Origin of the sequence: Motiliproteus sp. SC1-56 (assembly GCF_017309075.1) — a bacterium.
In the GTDB taxonomy this organism is placed as follows: domain Bacteria; phylum Pseudomonadota; class Gammaproteobacteria; order Pseudomonadales; family Balneatricaceae; genus Motiliproteus.
In genome coordinates this window covers 234265-248912 of the sequence record NZ_JAEMGS010000003.1, presented here as the reverse complement: position 1 = coordinate 248912, position 14648 = coordinate 234265, and the positions used below count along the sequence as shown (strand labels likewise).

General features: G+C 61.9%; 17 protein-coding genes. 10 read left to right on the top strand and 7 right to left on the bottom strand.

Going from position 1 to position 14648, the window contains the following annotated elements; all coding sequences use genetic code 11:
- Positions 1-22: 22 nt before the first annotated feature.
- A complete protein-coding gene (gene pyk / locus JGZ97_RS04850; protein WP_207061479.1) occupies positions 23-1456 on the top strand; it encodes a pyruvate kinase in 1434 nt (477 codons plus the stop codon).
- A 71-nt stretch (positions 1457-1527) separates the two neighbouring features.
- Here pyk and JGZ97_RS04845 read toward each other — a convergent pair whose 3' ends face one another.
- On the bottom strand, positions 1528-2694 hold the full coding sequence (locus JGZ97_RS04845; RefSeq protein ID WP_207061478.1) for an isovaleryl-CoA dehydrogenase: 1167 nt from the start codon (positions 2692-2694) through the stop codon (positions 1528-1530).
- Positions 2695-2913: 219 nt separating this feature from the next.
- Between JGZ97_RS04845 and JGZ97_RS04840 the strand changes: the two genes are divergently transcribed.
- The 6 genes from JGZ97_RS04840 (at position 2914) to gap (ending at position 7125) form a co-directional block, all read left to right on the top strand.
- On the top strand, positions 2914-3669 hold the full coding sequence (locus JGZ97_RS04840; RefSeq protein ID WP_207061477.1) for a pyridoxine 5'-phosphate synthase: 756 nt from the start codon (positions 2914-2916) through the stop codon (positions 3667-3669).
- Between the two features lie 3 nt (positions 3670-3672).
- Positions 3673-4533: a radical SAM protein gene (locus JGZ97_RS04835; protein WP_207061476.1), complete on the top strand. Its 861-nt coding sequence runs from the start codon at positions 3673-3675 to the stop codon at positions 4531-4533.
- Between the two features lie 189 nt (positions 4534-4722).
- Complete coding sequence (locus tag JGZ97_RS04830; protein ID WP_207061475.1) at positions 4723-5085, top strand: phasin family protein; 363 nt, start codon at positions 4723-4725, stop codon at positions 5083-5085.
- A gap of 150 nt (positions 5086-5235) precedes the next feature.
- On the top strand, positions 5236-5601 hold the full coding sequence (locus JGZ97_RS04825) for a phasin family protein (protein ID WP_207061474.1): 366 nt from the start codon (positions 5236-5238) through the stop codon (positions 5599-5601).
- Between the two features lie 128 nt (positions 5602-5729).
- Entirely contained in the window at positions 5730-6017 is a 288-nt protein-coding gene (locus JGZ97_RS04820; RefSeq protein ID WP_207061473.1) for a hypothetical protein, read from the top strand.
- A gap of 106 nt (positions 6018-6123) precedes the next feature.
- A complete protein-coding gene (gene gap / locus JGZ97_RS04815; RefSeq protein WP_207061472.1) occupies positions 6124-7125 on the top strand; it encodes a type I glyceraldehyde-3-phosphate dehydrogenase in 1002 nt (333 codons plus the stop codon).
- Between the two features lie 26 nt (positions 7126-7151).
- On the opposite strand, the gene JGZ97_RS04810 is transcribed toward gap, so the two are convergent.
- Together JGZ97_RS04810 and JGZ97_RS04805 are read right to left on the bottom strand one after the other, a co-directional pair.
- A complete protein-coding gene (locus JGZ97_RS04810) occupies positions 7152-7622 on the bottom strand; it encodes a DUF4112 domain-containing protein (protein ID WP_207061471.1) in 471 nt (156 codons plus the stop codon).
- Positions 7623-7656: 34 nt separating this feature from the next.
- Positions 7657-7815, bottom strand: a complete 159-nt coding sequence (locus JGZ97_RS04805) for a YqaE/Pmp3 family membrane protein (protein ID WP_207061470.1) — start codon at positions 7813-7815, stop codon at positions 7657-7659.
- Between the two features lie 183 nt (positions 7816-7998).
- On the opposite strand from JGZ97_RS04805, the gene JGZ97_RS04800 reads away from it, so the two are divergent.
- The gene (locus JGZ97_RS04800) at positions 7999-8598 is read left to right on the top strand and encodes a DNA-J related domain-containing protein (protein WP_207061469.1); all 600 of its coding nucleotides are present in this window, start codon (positions 7999-8001) and stop codon (positions 8596-8598) included.
- 27 nt (positions 8599-8625) lie between these two features.
- Here the strand turns inward: JGZ97_RS04800 and JGZ97_RS04795 are convergent, their stop codons facing one another.
- On the bottom strand, positions 8626-9822 hold the full coding sequence (locus JGZ97_RS04795; protein WP_207061468.1) for a GGDEF domain-containing protein: 1197 nt from the start codon (positions 9820-9822) through the stop codon (positions 8626-8628).
- Between the two features lie 393 nt (positions 9823-10215).
- Positions 10216-11421 (bottom strand): alginate export family protein, encoded by a 1206-nt coding sequence (locus tag JGZ97_RS04790; RefSeq protein ID WP_207061467.1) that lies wholly within the window; start codon positions 11419-11421, stop codon positions 10216-10218.
- A 296-nt stretch (positions 11422-11717) separates the two neighbouring features.
- On the opposite strand from JGZ97_RS04790, the gene JGZ97_RS04785 reads away from it, so the two are divergent.
- The gene (locus JGZ97_RS04785) at positions 11718-12299 is read left to right on the top strand and encodes a DUF4136 domain-containing protein (RefSeq protein WP_207061466.1); all 582 of its coding nucleotides are present in this window, start codon (positions 11718-11720) and stop codon (positions 12297-12299) included.
- Between the two features lie 84 nt (positions 12300-12383).
- Here the strand turns inward: JGZ97_RS04785 and JGZ97_RS04780 are convergent, their stop codons facing one another.
- Positions 12384-13274 (bottom strand): alpha/beta fold hydrolase, encoded by an 891-nt coding sequence (locus tag JGZ97_RS04780; RefSeq protein WP_207061465.1) that lies wholly within the window; start codon positions 13272-13274, stop codon positions 12384-12386.
- A gap of 73 nt (positions 13275-13347) precedes the next feature.
- On the bottom strand, positions 13348-14007 hold the full coding sequence (locus tag JGZ97_RS04775) for a protein-L-isoaspartate(D-aspartate) O-methyltransferase (RefSeq protein ID WP_370584004.1): 660 nt from the start codon (positions 14005-14007) through the stop codon (positions 13348-13350).
- Positions 14008-14124: 117 nt separating this feature from the next.
- On the opposite strand from JGZ97_RS04775, the gene JGZ97_RS04770 reads away from it, so the two are divergent.
- Positions 14125-14628, top strand: a complete 504-nt coding sequence (locus JGZ97_RS04770; protein ID WP_370584003.1) for a DUF3750 domain-containing protein — start codon at positions 14125-14127, stop codon at positions 14626-14628.
- Positions 14629-14648: the final 20 nt, after the last annotated feature.

Here is a 14648-nt window from a genome sequence, read left to right as displayed (position 1 = left end):
GAGCAAGTAGGAACCGTCAAGCATGTACCGTCGCACAAAAATCGTCACCACCCTCGGCCCTGCCACCGATCGTAATAAAAACCTGGAGGGCATTCTTGCCGCCGGGGCCAATACTGTCCGGCTGAACTTTTCCCACGGGAGTACCGAGGACCATATCCGTCGTGCCCGCGAGGTGAGGACGATCGCCGAGCGCCTCGGTATCCAGGTGGCGATTCTGGGTGACCTGCAGGGGCCGAAGATTCGAATCTCCACCTTTGCACAAGGGCCGGTCAGCCTGGAAGTCGGCGCTACCTTCACCCTGGATGGGGAACTCGGCCCCGGACAGGGGGATGTCCAGCGGGTGGGGTTGGACTACCCCCAGCTGGCCCGGGATTTGAGCCCGGGAGACCTGCTGCTGCTCGATGACGGTCGCGTGCAGTTGGAGGTCACCGCCATCGAAGGCGCTCAAGTCCGGACCCGGGTGACCGTGGGCGGCCTGCTCTCCAACAACAAGGGCATCAACAAGCTGGGCGGGGGGCTCTCGGCCCCTGCGCTCACCGATAAGGACCGGGCGGATATTCAGACCGCCGCCGCCATTGGCGTCGACTACCTGGCGATCTCCTTTCCCCGCAGCGGCGCGGACATGGCCCAGGCCCGTGAGCTGGCCGTCAAGGCCGGGCTCGACGCGCGGCTGGTGGCCAAGGTGGAGCGGGCTGAAACTGTAGCCAGCAACGCGGCCATCGACGAGATCATTCTCGCCTCCGATGCGGTCATGGTGGCTCGGGGGGATCTGGGGGTGGAGATCGGTGACGCCGAGTTGATGGGGGTGCAGAAGCGTCTGATCCGCCGTGCCCGTCAGCTCAACCGGGTGGTGATTACCGCCACCCAGATGATGGAGTCCATGGTCAGCAGCCCGCTGCCGACTCGGGCCGAGGTGATGGATGTGGCCAATGCCGTGCTGGATGGCACCGATGCGGTCATGCTCTCCGGCGAGACCGCCGCCGGTGATTACCCGGTGGAGACGGTGGAAGCGATGGCGAAGGTCTGTCAGGGGGCCGAGAAGCACCCCAGCATCAATGTCTCCCATCACCGCCTGGAACAGGAGTTTACCGACATCAACGAAACGGTGGCCATGGCCGCCATGTACGCGGCCAACCACCTGCGCGGGGTCAAGGCGATCGTGGCCCTGACCGAGTCCGGCACCACCCCCTTGCTGCTCTCCCGCATCAGTTCCGGGTTGCCGATTTTTTCCCTCTCGTGCCATCAGGCCACCCTCAGTCGCACCGCGCTTTACCGCGGGGTTTACCCGGTACCGTTCGATTACAGTGAGGGCGATATCGCCGCCGTGGCCCGGCGGGCGCTGAGTGAGCTGGCGCAGCGGGGGTACCTGCAAGAGGGGGACCTGGTTGTGCTGACCCACGGTGACGACTACCAGTCGGTGGGCGGAACCAACAGCTGCAAAGTGTTGAAAGTCTGATCGCGCCTGACCCGGATCCGATAAAAAAGGGCAGCCCATTGGCTGCCCTTTTCTGTTGCGGGTGTGCTGCCTCAGTTCTCGTTGAAGAGCTCGCGGCCGATCAGCATGCGGCGAATCTCCGAGGTGCCGGCGCCGATCTCGTAGAGCTTGGCATCGCGCAGCAGGCGACCGGTGGGGAACTCGTTGATGTAGCCGTTACCGCCCAGCAGCTGGATGGCGTCCAGCGCCATCTTGGTAGCGAGCTCGGCCGAGTAGAGGATGGCGCCGGCAGCATCCTTGCGGGTGGTCTCGCGCCGGTCGCAGGCCTGGGCCACCGCATAGACGTAGGACTTGGCGGCGTTCATCTGAGTGTACATGTCGGCAACCTTGCCCTGGACCAGCTGGAATTCGCCGATCGCCTTGTTGAACTGCTTGCGCTCGCGGATGTAGGGCACCACCACGTCCATGCAGGCGTCCATGATACCGAGGGGGCCGCCGGAGAGGACCAAGCGTTCGTAGTCGAGGCCGCTCATCAGCACCTTCACGCCGCCGTTAAGCTCCCCGAGGATGTTCTCCTTGGGCACCACGCAGTCTTCGAACACCAGTTCACAGGTGTTGGAGCCGCGCATACCCAGCTTGTCCAGCTTCTGGGCGCGGGAGAAGCCCGGGGCGTCACGCTCGACGATAAAAGCGGTGATGCCATGGGGGCCCTTGCTGGTATCGGTCTTGGCGTAGATGACGTAGACGTGGGCGTCGGGACCGTTAGTGATCCACATTTTGTTGCCGTTGAGCAGGTAGTGGTCGCCGTTGTCACGGGCGGTGAGCTTCATGCTGACCACGTCGGAGCCAGCGTTGGGCTCGGACATTGCCAGGGCGCCGATGTGTTCGCCACTGACCAGCTTGGGCAGGTATTTCTGCTTCTGCTCTTCATTGCCATTGCGATGGATCTGGTTGACGCACAGGTTGGAGTGCGCACCGTAGGAGAGAGCCACTGAGGCCGAGGCGCGGCTGATCTCCTGCATGGCGATGACGTGCGCCACGTAGCCCATGTCCACGCCGCCGTACTCTTCCTTGACGGTCACACCCAGCAGCCCCATGTCGCCGAACTTGCGCCACAGCTCGTTGGGAAATTCGTTCTTCTGATCGATCTCCTCGGCGCGGGGGGCGATTTCGCTCGCCGCGAAGCTGTTGACCTGCTCGCGCAGCATATCCAGGGTTTCACCCAGGCCGAAGTTAAAGGCTTTGTAACTCGTGATCATGGTCTCTTCCTATTTATCGTTATGGCGGACGGTGGGCGTCTTGGTTACAACTATACGCTATCGTATGGGGCTGCTTTTGGGCTGTCAATACGCATGCGTATGTTAATCATTCCGGCAGCGGCTGGCCGTGGTTAAAAACTGTCGTTTGATAGATGATCCTCCGGCGCAAAGTCCCTACAATAAAACTATCCTCACAGCCTCAAGGAGACCGTCCGCGTCATGACCGCCCTTAGCGTCAACCTGAACAAAATTGCCCTGCTGCGTAACTCCCGTCTCTCCGGTATTCCGAGCGTTACCCAGGCGGCCCAGGTCGCCCTGGCCCACGGCGCGGACGGTATCACGGTACACCCGCGTCCGGACCTGCGGCACATCCGGCCGACGGATGTCTATGAGCTGGCGGCAATGCTGGGTGAGGTTGAGCTCAACATCGAGGGCAACCCGTTCGAGGGCGCGCTGGGTGATTACCCCGGCTTTCTGGAACTGGTGCGTAAGGTGCGCCCGGCCCAGTGCACCCTGGTGCCTGACGCACAGGACCAGCTCACCTCCGACCACGGCTGGGACCTGCAGCGGGACGGCACCCGCCTCAAGCCCATTATCGACGAGCTCAAGGCACGCAGCATTCGGGTCAGCCTGTTTATGGACGCCGACTCGCCGGACCTGGATCTGGCCGCTGCCCTGGGGGCCGACCGGGTCGAGCTCTATACCGAGGATTACGCCCAGGCCTTCGGCACGGACCAGCAGGAGACGGTTTTCCAGCGTTACGCGCGGGCGGCGGAAAAGGCCCAGTGTCTGGGTTTGGGAGTCAACGCCGGCCATGACCTGAACCTGGACAACCTGGCGATGATGGCCACGATTCCCGGGTTGGCCGAGGTCTCCATCGGTCATGCCCTGGTGGCGGATGCCCTGATGATGGGGCTGGGTGAAGCCGTTGCCAGCTACAAGGCAATCCTGGTCAAGGCGGGGATCGAAGCCTGAGGTATGACCCTGAACTCCACACCTGATATCCAGCTCGGCTACGATCAGCACAGTCGTCTGAGCGAGTACGGCCGTCTGGTCTATCCCGTGGTCTCACGTCGCTCGGGAGGGCTCTCGCTGGGAATTAACCTGAACCCGGACAAGCGCTGTAACTTCGACTGCGTCTACTGCCAGGTGGACCGCGCCGGGGAGGCCCTCCTCCTTGCTCCGGATCTGGCGCAGCTGGAAGCCGAGCTGCGCCACTGGCTCGACGCCCTGGCCGAGGGCGATTACCGCGGTTATCGCCTGCAGGATATCGCCCTGGCCGGCGACGGGGAGCCCACCACTGTGAAAACCCTGCCGCAGGTGCTGGACCTGCTGCTGGCACTGAAGCGCGAGTACCGGCTTGCGCCAGAGGTGAAACTGGTTCTGTTCACCAACGGCAGCGGCCTGGAGCGGGGCGACCTTGAGGCCCGCTGGAAGGCGTTCCATCAGGCGGGCGGTGAAGTCTGGTTCAAGCTGGATTACTGGGACGCGGCTTCCCTGAAACGGATCAACCGCACTCGCTTGCGGTTTGAGCGGCTGATCGACACGCTGACCCGCTTCGGGCAGCGTTACCCGGTCGTACTCCAGTCCTGCTTTTTCCGCTGGCAGGACGAGGCGTTTTCCCTGGAGCGGTATACCCCCTATGTGCAACTGGTGGAACGGTTGAGCGAGTCGGGGGTGACAATCAGAAAAATCCAGGCCTACACCCTTGCCCGCCAGCCCGCCGAAGCCGCGGCGCGGCCCTGGGACGATGACGAAATGGACCGTCTTGCCGCCGAGCTGCGCAAGCGCTTGGTGCCGCCCGTGGAGCTGTTCTACGAGCAGGGCGCCGAAGCGTGATTGAAAGCCGTTTTTCCGGCTAATCATCTCACCGCGTCTCTCTTACTGCCTTTCCCTTTGATGCGTCGCCGGGGCGTACCCTTAAGTTTTTGTGCGCCGCACAAAAAATGTTTGACTCTTTTTTTTTCCACCGCTATAGTCAAATCGTCAATAAATGGTGCAGCGCACAAAGAGCAGAGGTGAACGACTATGTACAAGAATGCATTTGACGATATGAAAGCCCGCATGCAGCCCCTGCTGGCGCTGGCGGAGTCGAACAAGAAGGCCATGGAAACCCTGGCGAACGTGCAGAAGGACTCCATGACCGAGGTGGTCAACGCCAGTCTGGAGCAGTTCAAGGCCTTGACTGAAGCCAAGGATCCGAAAGCGGCGATGGACCTGCAGGTGCAGTTCTACAAGGCGCTTGAGGCCAAGATGACCGACACCGCCGAGAAAAGCATCGCGGCAATCAACGAGTCCCGTGAGGCATTCCTGGCCGCTTTGCAGGAGGCCAGCGAGCAGACTTCCGAGGAAATTCAGGCTGCGGTCAAGAAAGCCACCAGCACCAAGTAAGGTCGCTGCCCAGGTTTAAGCGAGTGCCGGAGATTGGCTTGACCGCGTCTTTGTGCGGTGCGGAAGAAATCTGTTGACACCGCTTTTTTGTATCACTAGAGTTGGCAGCAGTTGTTACTGCGCCGCAAAAAATCAAATTTAGGTGAGACTATGTACGAGAAAATGTTTGAAGATATGAAGAGCCGTATGCAGCCCGTCCTGGATCTGGCTGAGACCAACAAGAAGGTGATGGAGACCCTGGCTGCCGTGCAGAAAGAGTCCCTGACCGAACTGGTCAACCTGAGCCTGGAGCAGTTCAAGGCCCTGTCCCAGGTCAAGGACCCCAAAGCGGCTCTGGACCTGCAGGTTAAGTACTACAAGAGCCTGGAAGCCAAGATGACCGACAGCGCCGAGAAGAGCGTTGCCGCCATCAGCCAGGCCAAAGAGGCTTTCGTTGCGGTCGTTGAAGAGTCCGCCAAGCAGACCACTTCCGAAATGGAAGAGGCTGTTAAGAAGGCTACCGGCAAAGCCGCCTAATCGGCGCTGTGCTGAGCGACCCCCGTCGGCTATGGTCGACGGGGGTTTTCTTTTTTATAATGCAGGCGTATTCAGCAACTCCGTACGGTCCCTTGCGTTATATTCAACTTCTCATTTTGACTACCTGCTTGGCTCCGGGCCTGAGCGTCGCCGGCACCATCTGGAAATGCCAGGACCTGCAGAAAGTGCCGGAGTTCAGCACCATCCAGTGTGCGCCGGACGCCGAGATCTACGTTCCCTCGCGACCCAACACCAGCTCCACCGTTACCGGCAATGCCAAGAGTGATAGCCGTTACGAGGCCTTCATCTCTGAGCATAACCGGCGCTTCCAGGAAGCCCAGCGCGAACGCAGCCGTCGCAACACCGAAGGCCGCAACCTCAACCGTTTCAAATCCTACTCCGTCCCTTCCCGCTGACATCCGCTGGTGAACGCATCGGGCTGGCAATTTGCGCCCGGCCCGGGTATAGGTGTCTGTAAGCACACGATTTGATCGTGCCGTCTCAGCTGCCGGGGAGAGAGCCATGAGTATCAGAGTCGGAATCAATGGTTTCGGCCGGATTGGCCGCCATACGCTTAGGGCGCTTTACGAAGCCTGCTACCGGGATCGCCTGGAGGTAGTGGCGATCAACGACATGGGCGATGCCCATATCAACGCCCACCTGCTCAAATACGACAGTATTCACGGCCGCTTCGGCCAGGAGGTGGAGGAGGCCGGGGACGGCATCCGTATCGGCAACGACCGGGTACGGACGTTGTCCGAGGCCGATCCCGCCAAACTTCCCTGGGGGGAGCTGGGGGTGGACCTGGTGTTTGAGTGCACCGGCCGCTTCACCGACCGGCAGAAAGCCCAGGCTCACCTCGATGCCGGCGCGCCGCGGGTGCTGATCTCGGCGCCCGCCAAGGACGTCGACGCCACGGTGGTCTACGGGGTCAACCACCAGAGCCTGCGCGCCGAACACCGGATCGTCTCCAACGCCTCCTGCACCACCAATTGTCTGGCCCCCGTGGCCCAGGTGCTGCATCGTGAGTTTGGTATCGAAAGTGGACTGATGACCACCATTCACGCCTACACCAACGACCAGGCCCTGACCGACGTCTACAACAAGGATCTCTACCGAGCCCGTTCGGCCACCCAGTCGATGATCCCGACCAAGACCGGCGCTGCCGCTGCACTGGGACTGGTCTTGCCCGAGCTGGACGGACGGCTGGACGGCATGGCGGTGCGGGTGCCCACGGCTAACGTCTCTCTCGTGGACCTGAGTCTGGTGATGCGCGAGCCGGTCACGGTGGAAGCGGTCAATCAGGCCATGAAAGCCGCGGCGGCGGCATCCCCGGTGCTGCGTTACAACGACCAGGAGCTGGTCTCGATCGACTACAACCACGTCGCGGATTCCGCGGTCTTCGATGCCCGCCAGACCCGCGTCCAGGGGCGGCTGCTCAAGGTGATGGCCTGGTACGACAACGAGTGGGCCTTTTCCAACCGTATGCTGGATACGGCGCTGGCGTGGATGGCGGCTTCCTGAATTTGCGCCTGCCGATGGTCAGGGGGTCAGCCCGCCAGCCGGGTGAGCACCCAATCAAACAGGCTGATGATCAGGTAGAACAGCAGCGCCAGTAACGCCACCGCGCCGGCGATGACGCCGGCCATCAGCCAGCGGCTCTGGTTGCGGGTACGCCTGGGGGAAAGTTGATGGCCTTCGATCAGCCTCAGGTTGCGTTCGTTGGCTTTAAAGACGAAGTCGAACAGATCCCCAAACAGAGGAATGGCGCCGACCACCACTTCCAGCAGCACGTTGAATCCCATGCGCGCCAGTACGCTTTTGGGAACGCCCATCCGCGCGGCCTCGGCGATGATGTAGGAGGAGAGGCCCGCCGTCAGCAAATCGCCGATTCCCGGAACGAGGCCGATGAGCCCGTCAAGGCCAATTCGAAAACCGCCGGGCAGGCGGATGGAGCTGTCGAGAAGCCACGCCAAGTGGCGCAGCCGCCGTCGGGTGTGTTGGTTCTGCGGGTTATCCATTGACCTGTTTCATCCCGGGCTCGCGGCGGAGTGCTTAGCGCTTGGCAATGATCCACACAGCATGAATGATGCCGGGAAGATAGCCCAGCAGCGTCAGCAGAATATTGATCCAGAAGTGCTTGCCAATACCTTCCTGTAAGAACACGCCGAGCGGCGGCAGGAGAATGGCGATGAGAATGCGGATGAGGTCCATAGCGGGCTCCTTGCCTTGGGTTCCCGAGCGGATCAAAGCAGCCGGCGCGCCCCTGGCAGAGGATCGATGTGCCCGCTGTTTGTAGCCTGAATCTTCGAGTTTAAGACTAGCTCAGGGCTGGACTGGCTGCTGTTTGTTGCCCGCGAGTTGACCCCCGCTGGGCCGGGTTTTTAGGATAGGCTGATGCCTGCTTCCACTCCATTGATCGAAAACCCCCTGACCGCGCTGATTCTGCCGCTTATTCTAGAGACGCCGGAGGGGATCACCGAGTACGAATTAATTCAGTCCCTCAAGGACAAGGGGGCTCCGTTGCCAGCTGCCACTGCGGATCCGGATCTGGCACTGTTTCGCACCCACTTCCTGGTGATGAACGCCCTCTACCGCCTGCAGCAATCGCTGCTCGAGGACGGATTCCAATTGCAGGTGTGTCCGCTCTCGATACGGTTGCGACCGCTCCCGGCGGTCACCGTGCAGGCTTTGGATGCCGATGCCAGCCAAGGCGCCCTGCGTGATTATTACCTCGACATGGAGCACTGGCTTGAGACCAGCGGTGACGAGGTACGCCAGTTGTTGCGGGGGTTCTGGCAACGCTTCCCCCAGGGACAGGCGCAGCGTGAGGTTGCGCTGCAAACCCTGTCCCTGTCAACGGGGGCGTCCTGGCGCGAGATCCAGCAGGCGTACCGCCGCCTGGCCGCCCGCCTGCACCCCGACCGGGGCGGGGATCCTGTGGCCTTCTCCCGAATCCGGCAGGCCTACGAAATCCTGAAGTGCCAGCGGGCTTGATAGCTCCGAAAAGCTCGCGGCGTCGGGTTATAAACAGACCCGGTTGCGGCCCTGTTTCTTCGCCCGGTAGAGCGCCTGGTCCGCCTGCTTGACGCTGTCCTGGCGGGGGCGGGCCTCGGCGACGCCGATGCTGATGGTTACCGATACCGTGCGTCGCGCGCCTTGCCTTTGCCCACGCTGCTTCTTGCCATCGCGGCTTTTTCTGGGGCGGTCGGGGCCACGAAGTTGAAGCTCTGCGTCGGCCACGGACTGGCGCACCCGCTCCAGCGGCTCCAGCACGTCCCGGGCGCGGCGCCGGGGAAACAGAATGCAGAACTCTTCGCCCCCGTAGCGATAGGCCTTGCCGGGACGGACCCGCGCCAGGCGGGAGGCGACCAGTTTGAGCACCTGGTCGCCGACATCGTGCCCGTAGCGGTCGTTGAACGCTTTGAAATGGTCGACATCGAGCATGGCCACGCTGTGCTTGCGCCCGAGCCTGAGCCGCGCTTCCTCTAGAGCCCGGCGCCCGGGCAAGCCAGTGAGCTCGTCAATGTAGGCCATCTCGTGGCTGCGTTTAAGGAGCGCCAGCAGCCATAGGGCCAACGTGAGGCTGATCAGCAGGTGGTTTTCCCGCCCCTCAAGCCCATTCGCCAAGGGCCATGCGCTGAGTACCAGGGTGGCCAGCAGGTAACCATGCAGACCGCCCGGCGACCGCCAGGCCCGCACCAGCAGGATCAGGGCACCCAGGGCCAGGGTGGCCAGCACCGGGGCGGGCAAGCCGCTCCAAGCGACGATTCTCTCGCCCCACTGGGGGTACAGCCAATGGTGTAGCCAAGGGGGCGGGGTGTTGCTCGCCCAGAGCACCAGCCCGCCCTGGGCAAGCACCAGGGCAAAACGGAGCAGCCCGGGAGGGCTCAGGATACCGCGCTCCCGGTAGATGCTGATCAGGAGCAGATTGAGCGGCAGCAACAGCAGGACCAGCGTCTTCAGCAGCGGCGTCGACAGTGAAGGCTGAAGCGCCAGCGTGTAGCCTAGCAGCGCTAACAGGCAGGCCAGCAGAGCGCGGCTGTTGTTGAAGTGCCAGGCCAGTAGCAACATGGGGACGCCGAGAAAAAGAGGCAGCCAGGGCAGGGCCTGGGGCCAGGGCGCAGGCAAGGGCGGAAGCCCGGGCAGCAGCGCCAAGCTGAGCAGCGTCAGCGCCAGGGGGAAAAGCAGGGCGTTTAGGGGCCGAAACAGCTCGGTCACCGGAGTCTCCTTATGAGTTTGGCATAGCTTATGGAGACAGAAACTGGCTGGCAAGGCTTGCGGCCTAGGCAAGCCTTCGTAGGATGAAGAAATTTAGGAATTTTTCCTATATCTGCCCCTCGGGGGGCTGGGCATAATGGCTCGCGAGCACGGGGTAATAGAGGGATCTAGCCGCTATGAGGGATTTATAGCTTACCCACTGCTCACCAGAGAAGGACACGGAGGGGCGCTGGCAGGATGCTTGGCGCCCTTCTCGTATCTGGCCCCCCTGTTACTGCCTCACCCTTGAGACAGATCCACCGTCTCCTAGCCTCCGCACCCGCCGACGACCCCTGGTTTGCGGCGATGTTCAACTTAACCGGTCGTCGGCCCTCGCGTAGGGGGCGAACCGGCCTAGAACTGGAACGTCACCATGGCCCAGAACTTTTCAGTATCGGTGGCAAAGTCATCGGCGTTGTAATCGGCGTATTTCAGGGTGCCGCTGAACCACTCGTTAAAGACGTAACTGGCGACCAGGTCGAGCTCCGAGCCGTAGTCGCTGCTGCCCCTTTCCGCCGAGAATTCATGGTAAATGGCCGCCAGTTTGACCCCCAGGGCGTCGCCACTGACCTTGAAATACAGATCTTTGATCCCGTCTGCCGGGGTGGTTAGGAACTTGTCGGCAAAGCCCTGCCACTTGTGCAGGGTGCCCAGCGGTGTCTGGAAACTCACGCCGTTGTCGCTGCCAAGCTGCTCGTAGCCGGCGGCCAGCCCTACGGGCCCCGCCCGGGTGGCGGCTTCGAGCATCACGTATTCGGCTCGGTAGTTGTCGGGGTTGTCGCCGCGGTCTTCCTGCAGGGCGAGCGCCGCCTTGATGCCAAAATTGTCGTACTGACCGTCGTAGATGAAACCGTAAGACGTGCTGGATGAGCTCACGGCCTTGTCGAAATCCAGATCGTACAGGTAGGCGGCGACCCGGTGCTGTTCGTCGTACTTGTAGGCCGCGTTGAGGGCGAAGAAGTCGCCATTGAAACTGTTGCGGGTGCTGTCCGGTCCGAAGAAGCGGTTGACCCGGTCAAAGTAGGTAAGGTCCAGCTCCAGTTTCTGCCTTGGCGAGATTTTTAGCCGCAACCCTTCGTAGGTCTGCTCGTTCTGTCGCCAGGCTGCACCTCCCAAAAAACGTTGGTCATTGAGGTTGATGCGCTGCCGGCCGAGGGTGCCGGTAAAGCCGTCGCTGTGATAACTCAGGCTGAGCTGGTTGAAATCGGTTCCCTCCGGGTCGGCCACCACCGGGTATTCGGTTTTACCGAAGCCGGAGCCGTCGTTGTAATCGTCGGGGCCGATCGTCGTGACATCGTCGATCTCCACCGTGGCGCTGACGTTGTAAAACCGGCCGGTGGTCAGCGAAACACGGGTCTTCAAGGTCGACGCGTCGGCATCTTTGCTGAAACCGTCCTGGTCGACGGTTTCAAACCGGTAGCGCAGCATCAGGTTTAACTTGCTGTCGCGCATCGCCTGGCCGAAGTCTTCGGCCAGTGTTGGCGGGGACAGGGTGAGGGATAACAGGGCGCAACTGGCGATGGAAAGTGGCAAGGAGGCGGGAACTTTGAGGGTGCGCATGATGGGCTCCTCCTGGGTAAAGACGGGTAAAGCAGGAGGAAAAGCACGCCGGAAACTGGCTACAACATCACCCCTATCCTGACTGCGTTTTAAGAAAAAGTGACCAGATTAAAGATAGCCCATAACCGGCCCGATACCGGTCGCTGAAAAGGCGCTGTCGATGCGATGAGGCGAGTCGACATGTCCGCAAAATTCCCTTGATTGAGTGACTTTTTTAAAGTTTCAGGCTGTTGGCTGCAAACGCGCTGGCTTGAACTAGATTTCAACCAACGGATAAATAATAGAGGGATGCTGTTATGCGTAGCTATCTAATGGTATTGGGCTCTTGGCTGTTACTGGCTGCTTGTCAGCCGATGTCGGTCAATACCCAGTCTGACCCGACTGTCGACCTGAGCAGCTACCGAACCTACGACTGGTTGCCAGAAAAAGAGTCGCAGCTATCGGAAGAGAAAGCGCTGCTAATCAAACAGTTCAAGTTTGCGGTTGAGCGCGAATTGCAAGCCAAGGGGGTGAGTAAGTCCAGCAGTAACCCGGACTTTCTGATCAGTTTCTATGGCAGCTCACAGGATCGCTCGACCCAGCGCATGGTTGAAACCAGCGACTACTGGGGCGACCGGGGGCGTTATGCCTACTATTCCGATCCCCGCTCACGTGACTACGACCGGCGCTGGAACAACCGGGTTCCGGATAGCAGCACCCGGACGGTGGAAACTCAGACCATCGAATATAAAGAGGGCACCCTGGTGGTCGACTTTCTCGATGCTAAGTCCAAAGAGCTGGTCTGGCAGGCGAAAGTCCAGACCGTGGTCGATGAGCAGGATACGGCGGGGATGATCGAAAAAATTGCCGCTGAGGCGATCTCTAAATTCCCCAACTAACCGGTAATTGAGTTAAAGAAGAAGGCCGAGCGAGGACGGGGAGGGAGCGGGGCGAAGGGTATCCCCGCACTTACGCCGACGCGGTTACCGGCCCAGGGCTCGGGCAAACCAGTCGCTGCTGGTTTCCAGGGTCGCCTCCAGGTGTTCGAAGGGAAGCATGTGGCCGGCGTTTTCGATTTCCAGCAGGTCGAAGGGCTGGGCGCTTCTGGCGGCCAGATCACGGGCATACTCCACCCGGATCACGTCGTCCCGGTCGCCGATCATGATGGCGCTGGGAATCTCCAGCGGACTTTTTAGGATGCCGCTGGGGTAGGAGTAGACGCTACGCAGGGTGCTCAGGGGGTAATCCCAGACCAGCAGCGGGTCGGTGCTGGCGTAGCGGCCCATGGGGTTGGTGGCCAGCATGTCCTCGACATCGACAAAACTGCGAAAGCTGACTTTAAAATCCGGCATAAACACGCCGCTCAGCGAGAGCCAGGACCAGCCCAGGCTGTGCCACATGTCCGGCGGCATCTCCGCCAGAAAGAGGGTATGACAGAGCAGCGCTCGAATGCGCGGATCGACCTCGGCCAGGGCCAGCCCGAGGCGCGCGCCCAGCGAGCAGCCGAAGAGCCCGAAGGGGCCGCTGAAACGGGCTTCCAGGTGGTTCATCACCTGCTGCAGATCCGCGATCACCTGCTCAACCCGGTAACGCCCGCGGGGGCCGCCGGAGTAGCCGTGGCCGCGAAGGTCCACGCCCACCACGTTGAAGCCCTGGTCGCTCAGCCGTGCCAGCAACTCGCAGTAGAGCTCGCTGTAGGTACCGATGCCGGGAATGAACAGCAGCGTCGGGGCGTCACTGGCGTGGGGATAGAGTTCGTAGTGCAGCGGCAGATTGCCGATCTGCACCGTCTCGCGCTTCTCCAGGAAGGGCAACAGCCCCAGGTCGGCGAAGATCTGCTGACGGTTGGTGCTATTGCGCGTCGAATCGAGCATAAAAAGAGACCTCAACAACAAGGGGCGCATCTTAGCGACCGGTTCTCGTTCGGGCAACCTTCGTCGCTCCGGGTCAGGCGTCCCCGGTCAGTGGCACAAAGCGTACCGGCAGCAGCGTGTCGACCTTTACCGTGCCGTCGCCCCCCTTGGTGACCCGCAGCAGTTGCTGGGTGCTGTATTGCCCGCCAACCGGAATCACCAATCGCCCGTCGTCCGCCAGCTGTTCGATGAGCGCCGGAGGGATTTCCGTCGGGGCGGCGGTGACGATAATGCCGTCGTAGGGGGCCAGCTCGGGCCAGCCGCCGCCCCCGTCGGCGTGGATAACCTCGACATTGCCGTAGCCAAGCCGCGCCAGCCGCGCCCGTGCGGAAGTGGCCAGCGCCTTGATTACCTCTAGGCTCACCACCCGCTCAACCAGCAGAGAGAGAACCGCCGACTGGTAACCGCAGCCCGTACCCACCTCCAGTACCCGGTGCTGCGGCCGCGGCTCCAGCAGGTCTGTCATCAGGGCCACCATGTAGGGCTGCGAGATGGTCTGCCCGTGGTCGATGGGCAGGGGGTAGTTGGCGTAGGCTTCCCTCCTCAGGTCGGGACTGACAAAGGCCTCCCGGGGAACCTGGGCCATGGCCTCCATCACCGCATCGCTGAGCCGCGCCCGGCCGATCAGGTGCGCGGTTTCGCGGACCTCGCTGGCGATCTCCTCGAGCATTTGTCGGCAGTGACGATTCTCCACGCTTTTCAGTGTAGTCAGGGCCGGGGGAACTTGAGACCGGCACGGGTGTCGGAGTCAGCAATGCAGAGTCCAGGCGCCACGCACAGCAGATCAATTTATCGCCTCGGGGCGGGTATTGTGATCCTCGCCCTGCTCGTCGGCTGTTCGCAGGGGAGCTGGCGTACCGCCAGTCGCCAGCCCGCCGGCATCGCCCCGGATCCAGCTTCCACTCCTGAACCCGTCGTGCAGGTCTATGGCGCCCCGGCCTGGGGCTGGCGCGGCTGGTTTGCGATCCACACCTGGATCGCCACCAAGGCCCGCAACGCCCCGCGCTACACCGTGTATGAAGTGGTGGGCTGGCGTCAGCGCGCCGGGTTGCCGGTGTTGCGCATCGAGCAGGATCACCCGGACCGGTACTGGTTTGGGGAGCGGCCGCAACTGCTTCTGGAGCGACGTGGAGCGGCTGCCGGGGAACTGGTGGAGGCGATCGACGTCGCGGCACGCAGCTACCCCTGGGCCCATGAGTACCGGGTCTGGCCGGGCCCCAACAGCAATACCTTCCCGGCCTGGATCGGCCAGCAGGTGCCCGAGCTGGGGCTGGAACTGCCGCTCAAAGCCATTGGGCAGGGCTGGGTGGACTGAGGCCGTCCCCGGGAGCAGTC